Annotated in this window: 1 protein-coding gene (only partly in view); it reads right to left on the reverse strand. The window is 67.0% G+C overall.

The window, feature by feature from the left end; genetic code table 11:
- Window positions 1-17399, reverse strand: partial view of a non-ribosomal peptide synthase/polyketide synthase gene (locus IBX22_RS00155; RefSeq protein WP_194813355.1) — the 3' portion only. Its footprint extends 3451 nt past the window's final position; only the last 17399 of its 20850 coding nucleotides appear in the window; the start codon falls outside the window, past its right edge; it ends in the stop codon at window positions 1-3.

Genomic DNA, 17399 nt, shown 5'->3' on the forward strand with positions numbered 1-17399 from the left:
TCATCCCATGAAGGTGCCCAATATTCGGCCCACCTGGGCCATGTTCTCGGGTTGATCGAAATCTCCGTGCGCGCATTCCACGTCGAAGATGTCCATGTGTCCCCGGATGTATGGACGCCAGGCCTCCTCGAGCTCGCCCTTCGGGTCGTCCGGTCGATTACCTTCGGCGTCCACGGTGGCCGCGAAGATGGTCGCGTCGCCGTCGAAGCACGGGGTGCTGAACCCGGCGAGCAGTTTGCTGTTGTTGATCAGCACCTTCGTCGCCCGCTCCGCCAGGCTTTGGATCTCGGACGACTCGAGCTGCTCGCCGAACCTTTCCGCCACCCAATCCCGGATACTGTCCAGGGCATCGTCTTCCGAGAGTTCGGGTTCCGGATCCGAGGTCACCGGCGGTTTGCTGTCCATGATGCCCAGCATTCCGACCGACATCCCCCGCCGCTCGAGTTCACTCGCGACCGAGTGCGCGACGATCCCGCCGTAGGACCAACCCAGCAGGTAATACGGCCCCTCGGGCTGGACCCGGGTGATCTGGTCGATGTAATCCTCGATCATTTCCTGGTAGGAGCCGGCCAGCGGCCCGCCGCCCAGCCCACGGGACTGGATGGCGATCACCGGACGGTCGGAGAGGTCGCGTCCGAGCCGCTGGTAGAACCAGCCGAGACCGCCGCCGGGATGCAGGCACCACAGCGGCTCCCGCGATCCCGAGCTCTTCAGGATCAGCACCTGATCGAAATCCATGCCCGCGGCGGCATCGTCGTCGAGACGCGTCGCCAGTTCGGCGACGGTGGGGGCGTCGAAAATCACCCGTACCGGGACTTCCACTCCCAGGGTCGCGCGGATTTGGCTGGTGAGGCGGGTCGCCAGTAACGAGTGACCGCCCAGTGCGAAGAAGTCGTCGTCGATGCCGACTCGGCTGACACCCAGTATCTCGCTGAAAAGCCCCGCCAAGACGTGTTCCCGATCCGTGCGCGGCGCGCGGTATTCCTTGGCCGACAACAACTCCGGGTCGGGCAGCGCTTTGCGATCCAGCTTGCCGCTCGCGGTCAACGGCAACGCATCGAGCACCAGCACCGTCGCCGGCACCATGAACTCCGGCAATCGCTCAGCCACCCAGCGCCGCACCTCAGCGGCGAGCAGGCCCGCCTGCGGATTGTTCGCGTGTCCACCGAGAGCGCCTGCGGCAGTGGGCGTGCGGTACACATCGGTCAGTGCATTGCCCGCCATCGTGCCGGATTCGAGGAAAATCGCCTCCATCCGTCCGGGTTCCGCCGACCAGGTGACCGCCGTCGTGTAGCCGAGTTCCTGCCCGAGCACATGCAGGTCCTCGGGCAGCAGCCCGACACCCGCCCGATCGGCCGCGGCGTCGAGCGTTCCTTCGAAAGCGGCTGTGCGCACGCTGGTTCGGTCGTCTTCCGGCACAGGATGACCTGCTCGGATTCGGCGCGCGGCGTCGATCTGACCGAGCAGTCCGGCGTGCGGGATACCCGTGACCCGGATGCCCTCGCCGTGCTGGGCACGCAAGAGTTTCCGAAGTCCAGCGATGTCGCGGAACTCGAATTCCGGTACGCCCGCGACAGATATCGGTGTCACCGGGTTCTTGTGCAGGACGACGTCGTACCGGTACCGCGTCAACTCGTTCACCGAGTATCCGCGCTTGAGCTCGATCGCGACGGCGCCGAATCCGGCTGCGTCACGGCACAACTCCGAGAAATACTCCGGCGCCAGCAGCAGCTCTTGCTCAGCGGCAATGTCGCGGCGGACGCGATCGTCCACCGCCACCGGATCCTCGCCACCATTGCGGCTGATCTGCACCGCGGTCGCGAACTCCTCCAGCAACGCGAAATTGCGTACGTCACCCACGAACACCGCGCCACCGGGCGCCAGCAGTCCCGCGACCCGCTCGAGCACCGTCCGCAGATACGCCTGACTGGGGAAGTACTGGATGACGGAGTTCAAGACCACAGTGTCGAAATAGCCCTCCGGCAAACCAGTGACGTCATCGGCGGCCTGGGCACGCAGCTCGACCCGATCAGCCCAGCCCGCGTCGAGATCACCCAACTGCCTGCGCAGTGCGGTGATCGTCGCGGGCGCGAGATCGGTCGCCCAGTATTCCGCGCAGTCCGGCGCGACCTGCGACAGCAGCAGACCCGAACCGACGCCGATCTCGAGCACACGCCCCAGACCCAGCCCACGGATCCGTTCGACGGTCGCGGCCCGCCATTCCCGCATCTGCTCCAACGGAATCGGCTTCCCGGTGTAGCTGCTGTTCCAGCCTTCGAAACCCGCGCCGAATTCGGCCATGGGCTCCAGTTCGGGCTGATCGATGTCGGCATCGGCGTACAGGTCGTCGTAGACCCGCCGCCACTGACCGACCAGCTCGTCTTCACCGACGGCCGGCCCGGACCGATCGGCGACCACGTATCCGATCAACTGTTTGCCGCCGGCGTCGATCTCACGCGCCACCACCACGGCTCGAGACACCGAAGGATGCTGCGCCAGAATGGTTTCGACCTCGCCCGGTTCGACCCGGAAGCCACGGATCTTCACCTGATCATCGCTGCGGCCCGCGAACTCCAACTGGCCCAGAGCATTCCAGCGCACGACGTCACCGGTGCGGTACAAGCGGCCGCCGGCCGGGTCGAACGGATCGGCGACGAACCGCGCCGCGGTCAGCCCGGTCTTCCCGAGATAGCCCCGCGCCAACTGCTCACCGGCCACATACAACTCACCGGCCACCCCGATGGGCACCGGAGCCAACCACGAATCCAGCACGTACACCCGCGTATTGGCGACGGGCGCACCGATCGGGACTACCGCACCCGCGATCTCGCCGGGCACGCTGAGCGCCGTCACATCGACCGTCGCCTCGGTCGGGCCGTAGAGGTTGTCGATCCGAATGTCACCCCACCGGGCCCGCAGCGTCTCGACCAGACCGCGAGTCAGCGAATCGGCTCCGGTATTCACCTGCCGCAGACTCTGGAACGGATTGCCCGGCAACGAGTCCGAGTGATCAGCCAGCGCCGACAGCAACGGCGGTGTCGCGAACATCTTCGTCACCGACCGGGTCTCGACCAACCGGGCGATCTCCCCCGGGTCCGAACGCTGCTCGGCCGCGACCACCAACGTGGCACCACCGCACAGCGCGGGCCAGATCTCATAGGTCGAGGCGTCGAACGCAATCGACGAATGCACCAGCACCCGGTCCGCAGGCTCCACCGGCCACGCCTGCGTGACCAGGTTGACCACGTTATGGTGGGTGATCCCAACACCTTTCGGCACTCCGGTGGATCCGGACGTGTAGATCACATAGGCCAAGTCTTGCGACCGCAGCACCCCGGGCCGAGCATCAGCGATACCGGTCATGTCCAGCATCATCTGGGGCGACTCGGCGGCGCCATCGAGGTAGACGTGCGGAATCGCCGCGTGGCCGGGCAACAAGTGCGCGGTAGCGGAGTCGGTCACGACGGCGAGCGGCGCGGCGTCGGACAGGATGAACGCCAGCCGATCCGACGGATAGCCCGGGTCGATCGGCAGATACCCGCCACCGGCCTTCAGCACACCCAGCAATGCCACGATCAGGTCCACCGACCTGGGCAACGCGACCGCGACGATGTTCTCGGGGCCAGCTCCGCGCGAAACCAGGGTGTGCGCCAATTCGTCAGCGCGAGCGGCGAGTTCCCGATACGAGATCTCGATGTCACCGCACACCACAGCGACGGCATCCGGAGCCTTGGCCACCTGTGCCTGGACCAGTCCGACCAGGGTGCGGTCCGAGTCGAGGGCGACGGCGGTGTCGTTCCAGCGACGCAAGACCAGTTCTTGTTCGCTGCTGTCGAGGACGTCGATCGATCCGACCGGACCGCCCGCACCCGACACCACCTGCCGCAGTATTCGCACCAGCCGTGCTGCTATCGCCTCGACGGTGGACCGATCGAACAAATCGGTCGCGTACTCGACGAATCCGGCCCACTGCTGGCCCGCGGGGGTGTTCGCGATGTTGAAGAACAGGTCGAACCGCGAGGCCGCGAGAGAGGCGTTGTAGGGCTCGAACTCGACCCCCGAGAACTCCATCGAAGGCAGGGCGTTGTTCTGGAATGCCAGTGACACCTGGAACAACGGATGATGCGCGGCCGACCGGGCCGGGTTCAGCATCTCCACCAGCAACTCGAACGGTGCGTCCTGATTCTCGTAGGCAGCCAGCGATTTCGCCCGGATCTGGTCGAGGATCTCGGTGAACGAAGTGCCCGGATCGACTGCGGCGCGCAGCACCCAGGTATTGACGAAGAACCCGACGAGATCGGTCAACGCGTCATCGGTACGACCGGCGATCGGGGCGCCGATCGGAATGTCCTCCCCCGCACCGAGTTTGAACAACAGCACCGCCAGCGCCGACTGCAACACCATCGACACCGTCGCGCCCGCATCAGCGGCCAGCCGCTCCACTCCGGCGCGCACCTCGGCGTCGATTGCGAACAGCACCATGTCACCGCGATAGCTCGCGGTCCGCGGGCGCGGCCGATCCATCGGCAAACGCAACTGCTCCGGCAGACCTTCGAGCTCCCGGCGCCAGTAGTCGAACTGCTGCGACAGCACGCTGTCCGGGTCCTCCGGCGACCCCAGCAATTCCTGCTGCCACAAGGCGTAATCCACGTACTGCACCGGCAGCGGCCGCCACCCCGGCGCGCGCTGCTGCAAGCGCGCCGCGTACGCCGTCGCCAGGTCCTGCAGCAACGGGCCCATCGACCAGCCGTCACCGGCGATGTGATGGATCAACAGCACGAGCACGAATTCGTCGGCGCCGCATCGGAAGACGCTGGCGCGGACCGGAATCTCGGACGACAGGTCGAATCCGTACCGCACCGCCGCTGTCACCGCCGCGTCCACGCCGGCCGGATCGACGTCGGTCACCGTGAACGACACCTCGGCGCTGTCGACATCGATTACCCGCTGTGACGGCACACCGTCGGCTTCGACGAAGGTGGTCCGCAGGCTCTCGTGCCGGGCGACGACATCGTCGATCGCGGCGCGCAACACCGACACATCCGCGCCGCGCAACCGCACCGCGAACGGGATGTTGTAGGTGGCGGACGGCCCTTCCAGGCGATGGATGAACCACAATCGCCGCTGCGCGAACGACAACGGAACGATCTCCGGCCGCGGGCGAGGCGCCAGCGACGTCCGGACCTGGTGCCCGGCATCGAGCCGGGTGGCCAGCAGCGCCACTGTCGGAGCGTCGAAGACCGTCCGGATCGGGACCTCCACCCCGAGCACCGCCCGGATCCGGCTGACCAGGCGGGTGGCCAGCAGCGAATGCCCGCCCAGCTCGAAGAAGCTGTCGTCGGCTCCCACCCGCCGCACGCCCAGGATCTCGCCGAACAACTCGGCCAGCGTCCTTTCCCCGGCGGTGCTCGGCGCACGATATCGGGCCGAGGACACCATCTCCGGTTCCGGCAACGCCGCGCGATCCAGTTTCCCGTTCGCGGTCAGCGGCAGCGACTCGAGCACCATCACGACCGCGGGCACCATGAAGTCCGGCAAGCGCTCGGCCGCGAACGCTCGGACCTGTCCGCCGTCGAGCTCGTTTCCGGCCGGGCTGGTCTGATCGGCGACGACGTATCCGATCAATTGCTTGCCGCCGGTGTCGGTGTCCCGGGCTACCACCACGGCATGTGACACCGAAGGATGCTGAGCGAGTGCGGATTCGACCTCGCCGGGTTCTACGCGGAAGCCGCGGATCTTCACCTGATCGTCGAAGCGACCCGCGAACACCAACTGCCCGAGGGCATTCCAGCGTACGACGTCACCGGTGCGATACAAGCGGCCGCCGGCCGGATCGAACGGATCGGCGACAAACCGCGCCGCGGTCAGACCGGACTTGCCGTGATAGCCGCGCGCCAACTGCGCACCAGCGACATACAGCTCACCCGATACGCCTACAGGAACCGGCGACAACCACGAATCCAGCACGTACACACGCACATTGGCCAGCCCGGACCCGATCGGCACCGAGACGTCCGCGCCCGGAACCGTATCGGTGTCGAACAGCGTCGCGAACACGGTGGTCTCGGTCGGCCCATAACCATTGGTGACACGCACATCACCGATACGGGTTATCAGTCGGCTCACCAATCCGGAGGAGAGCTCGGCGCCACCCGCGATCACCTGAGACAAACTCCGGAACGGGTTGCCCGGCAATGGTTCCGCATGGTCGAGCAGTGCCGACCACAGCGCCGGAGTAGCGAACATCTTGGTCACTGCCCGATCCGCGATCAGCTCGGTGATCTCGGCGGGATCCGAACGCTGCGCACCAGCCAGTACCAGCGCCCCACCACGGATCAGCGCGGACCAGATCTCATAGGTGGAGATATCGAAGGCGACCGAGGAATGCACCAGCACCCGCTCCCCGGGACCGGTCGACCACTCCTGAGCAGACACATTCAGCACGTTGCGGTGCGTGACAGCAACACCTTTGGGCACACCGGTCGAACCCGACGTGTAAATCAGATACGCCAAATTCTCCGGCCGCGCGGCGGGGAGACGATCGAGGCCCGCCCGGACGTGCGTGCCTTCTTCGAACGTGTCCAGAAAGAGCCGAGGTGTTCCGGTGTCGGGAAGGGTGCCGGCGGTGGCATGGTCGGTCACGACGACGACCGGGGCGGCGTCGGCGAGGATGAACGCCAGCCGATCCGAGGGATAGGCCGGGTCGATCGGCAGATAGCCACCGCCCGCGCGCAATACCGCGAGCAACGCCACGATCAGGTCCGCCGATTTGGGCAGTGCCACTGCTACGACCATGTCGGGGCCGACGCCCTGCGAAATCAGCTCGCGGGCAACCTGTTCGGCTCGCAAGTCGAGTTCCCGGTAGGTCAGCTCGGTGTCCGCGCTGATGACGGCGATCGCGTCCGGTGTCGCGGCGACCTGTGCTCCGATCACGTCGACGACGGTGATGTCGGGGAAATCGGCGGTGTGGTCGTTCCAGCGGCGCAACACCAGCTCACGTTCGTCGGCGCCGAGAACATCGATGCCGGGCACCGGGATATCCGGGTTCGTCACGAGCTGACGCATTATTCGCGCCAGCCGTGCCGCCATCGCCTCGACCGTGGACCTGTCGAACGCATCGGTGCGGTATTCCAGGTGCAGTGTCAGCGTGGGGGTGGCATTGGCGATGAGGGTCAGGGGGTAGTGGGACGGCGTGTTGGGACGCGGGTCGGTGATGACGAGGCCGCTGGTGCTGGTCGCTTCGCCGATTCCGGCCTGGTCGATCGGATAGGACTCGAACGCGATCAGGGTGTCGAACAGGACATTCAGCCCGACTGCCTGATGGATATCGCTCAAACCCACATGGTGGTAGTCGAGCAGTGCGACCTGGCGTGCCTGCAAATCGGTCAGCAGATCCGCCACGGTGTCACCGGCGCCGAAACGCACACGCACCGGGACCGTGTTGATGAACAACCCGACCATCGAATCGATACCCGGGATCGAGGGCGGGCGACCCGAAACGGTCGCGCCCGCGATCACATCGCTGCGGCCGGTCGAGCCGGCCAGCAGAATCCCCCACGCGCCCTGCACGATGGTATTCACGGTGATGCCGAGCGCCGTGGCTTGCAGGCTCAACGCCTCGGCTGTCGCCGGTGCGAGCGGCGCTTCGACCCGCACGACCCCGGCCGCGGCGGACGCCTTGCCGCCCGCCAGCAATGTGGGTTCTTGTACACCCTGGAGTTCCTGCGCCCAGGCTCGCATGCCCGCCTGGGATTCCTGCCGGCTCAACCACTTCAGGAAGTCGGTGTAGTCGGGTGCCTGCGGCATTGCCGTGGTGTCGGCGCCGGAGGCGTAGAGACGCAACAGGTCCTGGATGAGCAGCGGCAACGACCAGCCGTCCAGCAGCACGTGATGGGCGGTGATCACCAGATCCGAGCGTTGCGCGGTCAAAAGCACGAGCGTCAGCCGCAGCAAGGGCGGAACCGCGGTATCGAAATGCGTGTCCCGATCCTCGATCAGCAATCGCTCCAGCGCCGCAGCCTGGGCGTCTGGTGCGAGCTCACGCAAATCGGCGATCCGCCAGGGCAATTCGACTCCGTCGACGACAACTTGGATCGAGTTGCCCGCGGCGTCAGCGGCGAAGGCCACGCGCAGGTTCGGATACCGGTCCAGCAGAGCCTGCCCGGCCGCTCGCAAGCGCGCGGCGTCGACCGCGCCGGCCAATCCGAAGACGACCTGCATGTGATAGGCGTCGAAGCCCGAACCCGCCATTTCCTGATGGAACAGCAGGCCCGACTGCATCGAGGTCAGCGGCCAGACATCCACCAAACCCGGGTAGCGGTTCTCCAGGGCCTCGATCTCGCCCTGACCCAACCGCACCAGCGACACATCCGACGGCGTCAAGCCGCCTGCCTCCGCAGCCGTGGCATGGCGCGCCAACCCGAGCACGGCGCTCCGCCACAGCTCGGCCAATTCCTGTATCTCGTTCTCCGCCAGCACTTCTGCGGGCGCGGCGAACATCGCCTGCAATACCGGTCCGGCGCCGGTGTCGACCACCATCGCGTTCACGTCCAGCACCGCGAGTGCGGGCATCGCCGAGGTGGCCGGGTCCAGCGGAGTGATCATCTGTCCGGCGTCCACCGCGGGTGTCCAGCCCGCTCCTTGGAGTCGTTGCGGCAAGAGGTCCGTGGAGGTGAAGCGACCCAGATAGTTGAACCCGATCTGACCGGCGGAGAACCGTTCCAGCTCAACAGCAGTGTCCGGATTCAGGTACCGCAGCAGACCGAAGCCGATGCCCTTGTCCGGCACCGCACGCAGTTGCTCCTTCACCGACTTCAACAACACACCGGCAGCAGGACCACCAGCACAGAGCTGATCCCACTCCGTACCCCCTGCACTCAAACGCACCGGGTACACACTGGTGAACCATCCGACGGTGTTCGACAGATCGGCACCGGGAACGGCGCTTTCCTCGCGACCGTGGCCCTCCAACCGGACCAGCACCGAGTCCGCGCGCACACCCTTTTCGTCACGCCAGCGGGTAACCGCCGCAGCCAAAGCCGCGAGCAGACCGTCGTCGACGCCTCCGTGGAACAACGCGGGCAACATCGTCAGTAGAGTCTCGGTCTCGGCCTGGGGAATCTGCACCTGCACATTCCGGGCGGTGGCCTTGACGTCGATCATCGGATCCAACGGCCTGCTGCCCAGCATCGGATCGGGGCCGTCCAATACCGAAGTCCACCAAGGCAACTCCGCCATTCGTTCCGGTCGGCTCGCCTGTTCGACCAGTCCGTGCGCCCACCGCCGCACCGAAGTCCCCGACTCCGCCAGCACCGGCCTCGATCCGGCGGAGACCGCCTGCCACGCCAACGCCAAGTCCGGCAACAGGATTCGCCACGAAACGCCATCGATCACCAGATGATGCGCGACGATCGACAACCGGCCCGCACGCGTGGGTCCGGCGTCGAACCATACGAACTGCACCATCACACCCGCCGCGGGAGCCAACCGGCCCGCGGCCGCCGCGAGCTGCGCACCGACCACGCTCGCACTGTCGCCGCTCTCCTGGTCCGCGGCGGAGATCTCGACGTGGTGCAGCAACTGGTCGACATCGACCGCGCCCGCCGGGGCTACGTCGAGCCCTGCGCCACGCTCGTCATCGACCAACCGCGACCGCAGCATGTCGTGACGATCGAGCACCGCCGACAACGTCGCCACCAAGCCCGCCCGATCGATACCCACCGGCAGATCCAGCAGCAACGACTGACTGAAGCCGTCGAACCCTGATCCGCCCACGCCCCGGACCCATCGGGCCACCGGCAGCAATGGCATCCATCCCACTCCGCCGCCGGGCAACTCCGCCAAAACGGGGACCGCCGCACCACGATCGATCGATATTGCGGCCAGCGCCGCTGCCGTCCGGTGTTCGAACACCTCACGCGGACTGATCTCGACGCCCAGCTCCCGAGCCCGTGACACCAGCTGGATCGACCGGATACTGTCGCCGCCCAGCTCGAAGAAGCTGTCGTCCACACCGACCCGATCCAGGCCCAGCACTTCGGCGAACACGCCGGCCAGCACCTGTTCCCGGTCCGTGCGCGGTGCGCGATATCGCGCCGACGAGCTCAACTCCGGCTCCGGCAGCGCGGCGCGATCGAGTTTCCCGGTCGGTGTCAGTGGCACCGAATCCAGCACCAGCACTACGACCGGCACCATGTAGTCCGGCAACCGCTCGGCCGCGAAGGCGCGCACCTCTCCCCCGTCGAGCCCCTGCTCGGCTGAGCTGGTTCGATCGGCGACCACATAGCCGACCAGCTGCTTGCCACCGCCGCCGATGTTGCGCGCGACCACTACCGCCTGCGACACCGAAGGATGCTGCACCAGAACGGTTTCCACCTCGCCCGGCTCGACCCGGAACCCACGGATCTTGACCTGATCGTCGACCCGGCCCGCGAACTCCAACTGCCCGACGGTATTCCAGCGCACCACATCACCGGTGCGGTAGAGCCGACCGCCGCTCGCATCGAACGGATCAGCGACAAACCGCGCCGCCGTCAGACCAGCCTTACCGTGATACCCGCGCGCCAACTGCGCACCGGCCACATACAACTCACCAGCGACCCCGACAGGCACCGGCGACAACCACGAATCCAGCACGTACACACGCGTATTCGCCACTGGCGCGCCGATCGATACCACCGCGCCGTCAGCCTCATCGGGCACGACGAGCGCCGTCACATTGACCGTCGCCTCGGTCGGACCATAGAGGTTGTCGATCCGGACCGCACCGAGCCTGGCCAACATCGCCTCGACCAATCCGCGGGTCAGCGAATCGGCTCCGGTGTTCACCTGCCGCAAACTCCGGAACGGGTCACCCGGGACCGAGGCGAGGTGCTCGACCAACGCCGACAGCAGTGGTGGTGTCGCGAACATCTTTGTCACCGACTGAGTTTCGGCCAATCGCGTGATCTCCGCCGGATCCGAACGCTGCTCGGCGGCGACCACCAGGGTGGCGCCACCGCACAGGGCAGGCCAGATCTCATAGGTGGAGGCGTCGAACGCGACCGACGAATGCACCAGCACCCGGTCCCCGGGCTGCACCGACCAGGCCTGAGCGACCAGGTTCACCACGTTACGATGGGTGATCCCAACACCTTTCGGCACACCCGTGGAACCGGATGTGTAGATCAAATACGCCAAATCCTGCGGCGTCGCCACGGCGACCCGCCCCGGGCCCGATACCGCGGTCGCTTCGACGTCGTCGAGGTAGAGGCGAGGCGCGGTATCCGGCAGCAGCCGCGCGGTCGCGGCGTCGGTCACCACGACGACCGGAGCGGCGTCGGCGAGGACGTACGCCAAACGATCCGAGGGGTAGGCCGGATCGATCGGCAGATACGCACCACCGGCTTTCAGCACCGCCGACAACGCGACGATCAGGTCCGCGGAGCGGGGCAGCGCGACCGCCACGATGGCATCGGGGCCCACCCCCTGCGCCGTCAAACGGTGTGCGAGCCGCTCGGCCCGCCGATCGAGTTCCTGGTAGGTGAGCTCGGTGTCCGCGCACACCACAGCGACCGCGTCCGGTGTCCGGGCGACCTGGGCCTGGAACAACCCGTTCAGGGTGTGGTCCGCGACGTCGACCGCGGTGTCGTTCCACCGATGCAGTACCGACTCGCGTTCCTCGGCACCGAGCAGGTCGATCGACCCCACCGGAATGTCGGGGTCCGCCACCACCTGCCGCAGGACGCGAGCCAGCCGCTCCGCCATCGCCTCGGCCGTGGGCCGGTCGAACGCGTCGGTGCGATATTCGAAGCGCAGTTGCAGTGTGGGATTCGCCGCGGCGAAGATGGTCAGCGGGTAGTGGGTGGGCGCGTCGGAGCGCAGGTCGGCGATGGAGATCCCGCTGGTGGTGGCCGCGGCGCCGATTCCGGCCTGGTCGACAGGATAGGACTCGAACCCGATCAGGGTGTCGAACAGGGCATTCAGTCCCATCGCGCGATGAACATCGCTCAGACCCACATGGTGGTGATCCAGCAGCGCGACCTGCCGCGCCTGCAAACCGGTCAGGACTTCCGCGAGGGTGTCCTGGGGGCCGAAACGCACACGCACCGGGACCGTGTTGATGAACAACCCGACCATCGAATCGATATCCGCGATCGCGGGCGGACGACCCGACACCGTGGCGCCGACGACCACGTCACGACGACCGGTCAACGCGCACAGCAGAATTCCCCACGCACCCTGCACGACGGTATTCGCGGTGATCCCGAGTTCACCGGCCCGCTTGCTCACCAGTACCGCGGCGTCCGCGTCCAGCGGTACCTCGATGCGCTCGATCCCGGCGCCCTCGGCACTACCGGTTTCGCCCGCGAGCAGGGTGGGCTCGTGAATCCCGTCGAGTTCTTCGACCCAGGCCTGGACACCGGCCCGTGAATCCTGCGCACGCAACCACTTCAGGAACGTCTTGTAATCCGGTGCTTGCGGAAGCACGGCGGCATCGCCCGAACCGTAGAGCTGCAACAGGTCCCGGACGATCAGCGGCAGCGACCATCCGTCCAGCAGCACGTGGTGAGAAGTCAGCACCAGCTCCGAACGGTCCGCGGCCGTCAGCACCAGCGTCAAGCGCAGCAACGGCGGAACCGCCATATCGAAATGCGCGTTCCGGTCCTCGATCAGCAGCCGCTCCAGCGCCGCACCGCGTTCGGCCTCGTTCAGCTCGCGCAGATCCGCGACGCGCCAGGGCAATTCGACACCGTCGAGGACAACTTGGATAAGTTCGCCGCGGGGGCCTGCGACAAAACCCGCTCGCAGATTCGGATATCGGTCCAGCAGGACCTGACCGGCCGCGCGCAACCGGTCCGGATCCACCCGGCCGGACAATCCGAAAACGACCTGCATGTGATAGGCGTCGAGGCCCGAATCCGCCAGCACCTGATGGAACATCAAGCCCGACTGCATCGAGGTCAGCGGCCACACGTCCACCAACCGCGGGTACCGCCGCTCCAGCACCTCGATCTCGCCTTGGTCCAACCGCACCAGGGGCACATCCGACGGCGTCAAACCGCCCGCGTCCGACGCGGTGGCGTAGGCGGCCAAGCCCAGGACCGCGCTGCGCCACAGCTCGGCCAGTTTCTCCGTCTCGGCCTTTTCGAGAACACCCGAAGGTGCGGTGAACGACGCCTGCAGCACCGGGCCTTCGCCAGTGTCCACGACTATCGCGGTGACATCCAATGCCGACATCACCGGCATGTCCGGATCCGGGGCGGCGTTGGCTCCCACACCCTCGGCCGGGGTCCAGCCCGCTCCTTGGAGCCGTTGCGGCAAGAGGTCTGTGGAGGTGAACCGGCCCAGGTAGTTGAACCCGATCTGCCCCGTCGAAAACGGTTGCAGCTCACCAGCAGTGTCCGGATTCAGATACCGCAACAAGCCGAAGCCGAAGCCCTTGTCCGGCACCGCACGCAACTGCTCCTTCACCGACTTGAACAACACACCCGCAGCCGGACCACCGGCACAGAGCTGATCCCACTCCGTTCCCTCCGCACTCAGACGGACCGGGTACACACTGGTGAACCACCCGAGAGTGCTCGACAGATCAGCACCGGCTACAGCGCTTTCCTCACGCCCGTGACCCTCGAGCCGAACCAGCACCGAGTCCTCGTGCACGCCCTGTCCGTCACGCCAGCGGGCAACGGCCGCAGTCAGAGCCGCGAGCAGGCCGTCCTCGACACCACCGTGGAACAGCCCGGGCAGCATGGTCAGCAAGGCCTCGGTCTCCCCTGCCGGGATCTGGACGCCGACGCGATGCACGGTTCCCATCAGATCGACGGCCGGATCCAGCGGCCGAGCACCCACGATCGGGTCGGGGGCATCGAGAACCGCACGCCACCAGGGCAACTGCTCCACTACCGGCGGCGCGGACGCTCGCTCGACCAGCCCGTGCGCCCACCGCCGCACCGAAGTCCCCGACTCCGCCAACACCGGAGCCGATCCAGCCGAGACGGCCTGCCACGCCAACGCCAAGTCCGGCAACAGGATCCGCCACGACACCCCGTCGATCACCAGATGATGCGCCACGATCGACAACCGGCCCGCACGCGTCGGCCCGGCATCGAACCACACGAACTGCACCATCACACCCGCCGCGGGAGCCAACCGGCCCGCAGCAGCCGCCACCTCCGCGTTCGGGTCATCGGAAGATGCTGTCTCGACGCGGTACAGAAGTTGCTCCACGTCGATCGCGCCGGCGGGAGCCACATCGAGCCCCGGACCTCGCTCGTCGTCGATCAACCGCGCCCGCAGCACATCGTGGCGATCGAGCACCGCCGACAACGTCGCCACCAGCCCCGCCCGATCGATACCGACCGGCAGATCCAGCAGCATCGACTGCGTGAAGCGATCGAATCCCGCGCCCAGCCCTCGTACGAACCGCGCCACCGGCAACAACGGCATCCATCCGGTACCGCCACCGGCCAGCTCCGCCAACACCGGATCCGCGACGCCGCCGCAGCGCGCGGCAGCCGCCAATCCCGCTGCTGTCCGATGCTCGAACATTTCCCGCGGACTGATCTCCACGCCGAGCGTCCGAGCCCGCGACACCACCTGAATCGACCGGATGCTGTCGCCGCCCAGCTCGAAGAAGCTGTCGTCGACGCCCACCCGGTCCAGACCCAGGACCTCGGCGAAAACGGTGGCCAGCACGCGCTCCTGGTCGGTGCGCGGTGCGCGGTAGCTCGCCGAAGCGGCGAATTCGGGCTCCGGCAACGCGGCGCGGTCGAGCTTTCCGTTCACGGTCAACGGGATCGACTCGATCACCATCACCACCGCCGGAACCATGAACTCGGGCAACCGCTCGGCGGCGAACGCGCGCACCTGTGCGCCCTCGAGCCCGGCCGCGTCGGCCACCACGTAACCGATCAGCTGATTGCCACCGGTGGCCTGTTCGCCGACGACAATCACAGCTTGGGATACCGAAGGGTGCTGCGCCAGGACGGTTTCGACCTCACCGGGCTCCACCCGGTATCCGCGGATCTTGACCTGATCGTCGGCCCGCCCCTCGAACTCCAACTGCCCGCTCGCCGTCCAGCGCACGATGTCGCCGGTGCGATACATCCGGCCACCGGCCGGGTCGAACGGGTCGGCCACGAAGCGGGCCGCGGTCGTACTCGTCCGCCCCTGATAGCCGCGCGCCACTTGCTCGCCCGCCACATACAACTCGCCGGGCACCCCTACCGGTACGGGCGCCAACCACGAATCCAGCACGAACACCCGCACATTCCCCGTGGGACGCCCGATCGGGACGGCAGCGCCCAACTCGATGCCCGCGGCATAGTCGGTCACGCAGGCTGTCGTCTCGGTGGGCCCATAACCATTCAGCAACTGCACATCGGCACACTGTGCATCCAACCGGCGAGCCACGGCCGTGGTCAGCTGGGCGCCACCGGCGACGACCCGGCGCAGGCTGCGCAACGGGCTGCCCGGCACGGCTTCGACGTGATCGAGCAACGCCGACAACAGCGCCGGTGTCGCGAACATCTTCGTCACCGCGTGGTCCTCGACCAGCTCGGCGATCTCGGCCGGATCCGAACGCTGCTCACTCGCGACCACCAGCGCGGCGCCACCACAGAGCGCGGGCCAGATCTCGAAGGTCGAGGCATCGAAAGCCACCGACGAATGCGCCAGCACCCGCTCCCCGGCACCGCCCGACCACGCCTGGGCGACGAGATTCGCCACGTTGCGGTGGGTGATCCCAACGCCTTTCGGCACACCGGTGGAACCGGACGTGTAGATCACATACGCCAGATTCCGCGGGTCCACCGCGCCGACGCGCTCCAAGACAGACTGGTCCCCCGCATCGGCGCTGTCGAGTTCCTCGCGGAAATCAGGCGAGTCGAGACAGATGCGCGGCGCAGCCGTGGGCGGCAGCAGCTGCGCGGTGACCGACTCGGTCAGCACAGCGACCGGAGCGGCGTCGGTCAGGATGAACGACAACCGGTCCGTGGGATAGCTGGGATCGATCGGCAGATATCCACCCCCGGCCTGCAGCACCGCCAGCAGCGCCACGATCAGGCCCGCGGACCGCGGCAACGCCACCGCGACAAGACGATCCGGGCCGGCACCGCGCGAGACCAATACCCGCGCCAGCCGCGCCGCCCGCAGATCCAGATCCCGGTACGTCAGCTCCGTGTCACCGCAGACGACCGCGAGCGCGTCGGGAGTCCGAGCGGCCTGCGCCCGGAACAGCTCGACCAGCGTGGTGTCGCAGGGTGCGCCGATGCTGCCGTTCCACTTTCGCAGCACCGAAGCGCGTTCCTCGGCATCGAGAACGTCGATCGAACCCACCGGGACGTCCGGCTCCGACCCGACCTGTCGCAGCAATCGCACCAGCCGCGACACCATCGCCTCGACCGTGGCCCGATCGAACAGCTCGGTCGCGTATTCGACCAGACCGCTCCACTGCGCACCGGCGGCCGCGTCGGCGATATTGAAGAACAGGTCGAACCGCGACGCCGCAACGGAAACGCTGTACGGCTCGAATCCCGCACCCGGCAGTTCCAGGGCGGGCAGGGCGTTGTTCTGGAAGGCCAGCGACACCTGGAACAACGGATGATGGGCCGCCGACCGGGCCGGGTTCAGCAACTCGACGAGCAACTCGAACGGCACATCCTGGTTCTCGTAGGCGGACAGGGCTTTCGCCCGGACCTGACCGAGAACCTCGGTGAACGACATGGCGGGCGCGACGTTCGCGCGCAGTACCCAGGTGTTGGCGAAGAAGCCGACCAGGTCGGCGAGGTTGTCGTCGGTACGTCCGGCGATCGGGGTGCCGAGCGGAATATCCTCTCCAGCACCGAGTTTGAGCAGTAGCACTGCCAGCGCCGACTGCAGCACCATCGACACCGTCGCGCCCTCACGACCGGCCAATCGTTCGACGGCGGTGCGGATCTCGGGATCGATCTCGAACGGCACCACGTCGCCGCGATAGCTGGCCACCCGGGGCCGCGGCCGATCGGTGGGCAGCCGCAGCTGTTCGGGCAATCCGCCGAGTTCGTCACGCCAGTAGTCGAATTGCCGCGACACCCAGCTGTCGGTGTCGTCGGGCGACCCCAGCAGTTCCTGCTGCCACAGCGTGTAGTCCACGTACTGGACCGGCAACGGCTCCCACTGCGGCTGCCGGTCCGTCAGGCGAGCCGAATAGGCTACGGACAGGTCCCGCAGCAGCGGTCCCATCGACCAGCCGTCACCAGCGATGTGGTGAATCAGCACGACGAGCACACACTCGTCGGCGCTGTACCGGAACACGCCGGCGCGGATCGGAATCTCCGACGTCAGATCGAACGCGTACCGCGCCGCGGCGGTCACCGCCGCATCGACCTCGGTGGGATCGAGCTCGGTCTCCGTGAACGGAATGTCGATGTCGCCGATCG

Origin of the sequence: Nocardia sp. XZ_19_385, from assembly GCF_015355755.1 — a bacterium.
In the GTDB taxonomy this organism is placed as follows: Bacteria; Actinomycetota; Actinomycetes; order Mycobacteriales; family Mycobacteriaceae; genus Nocardia.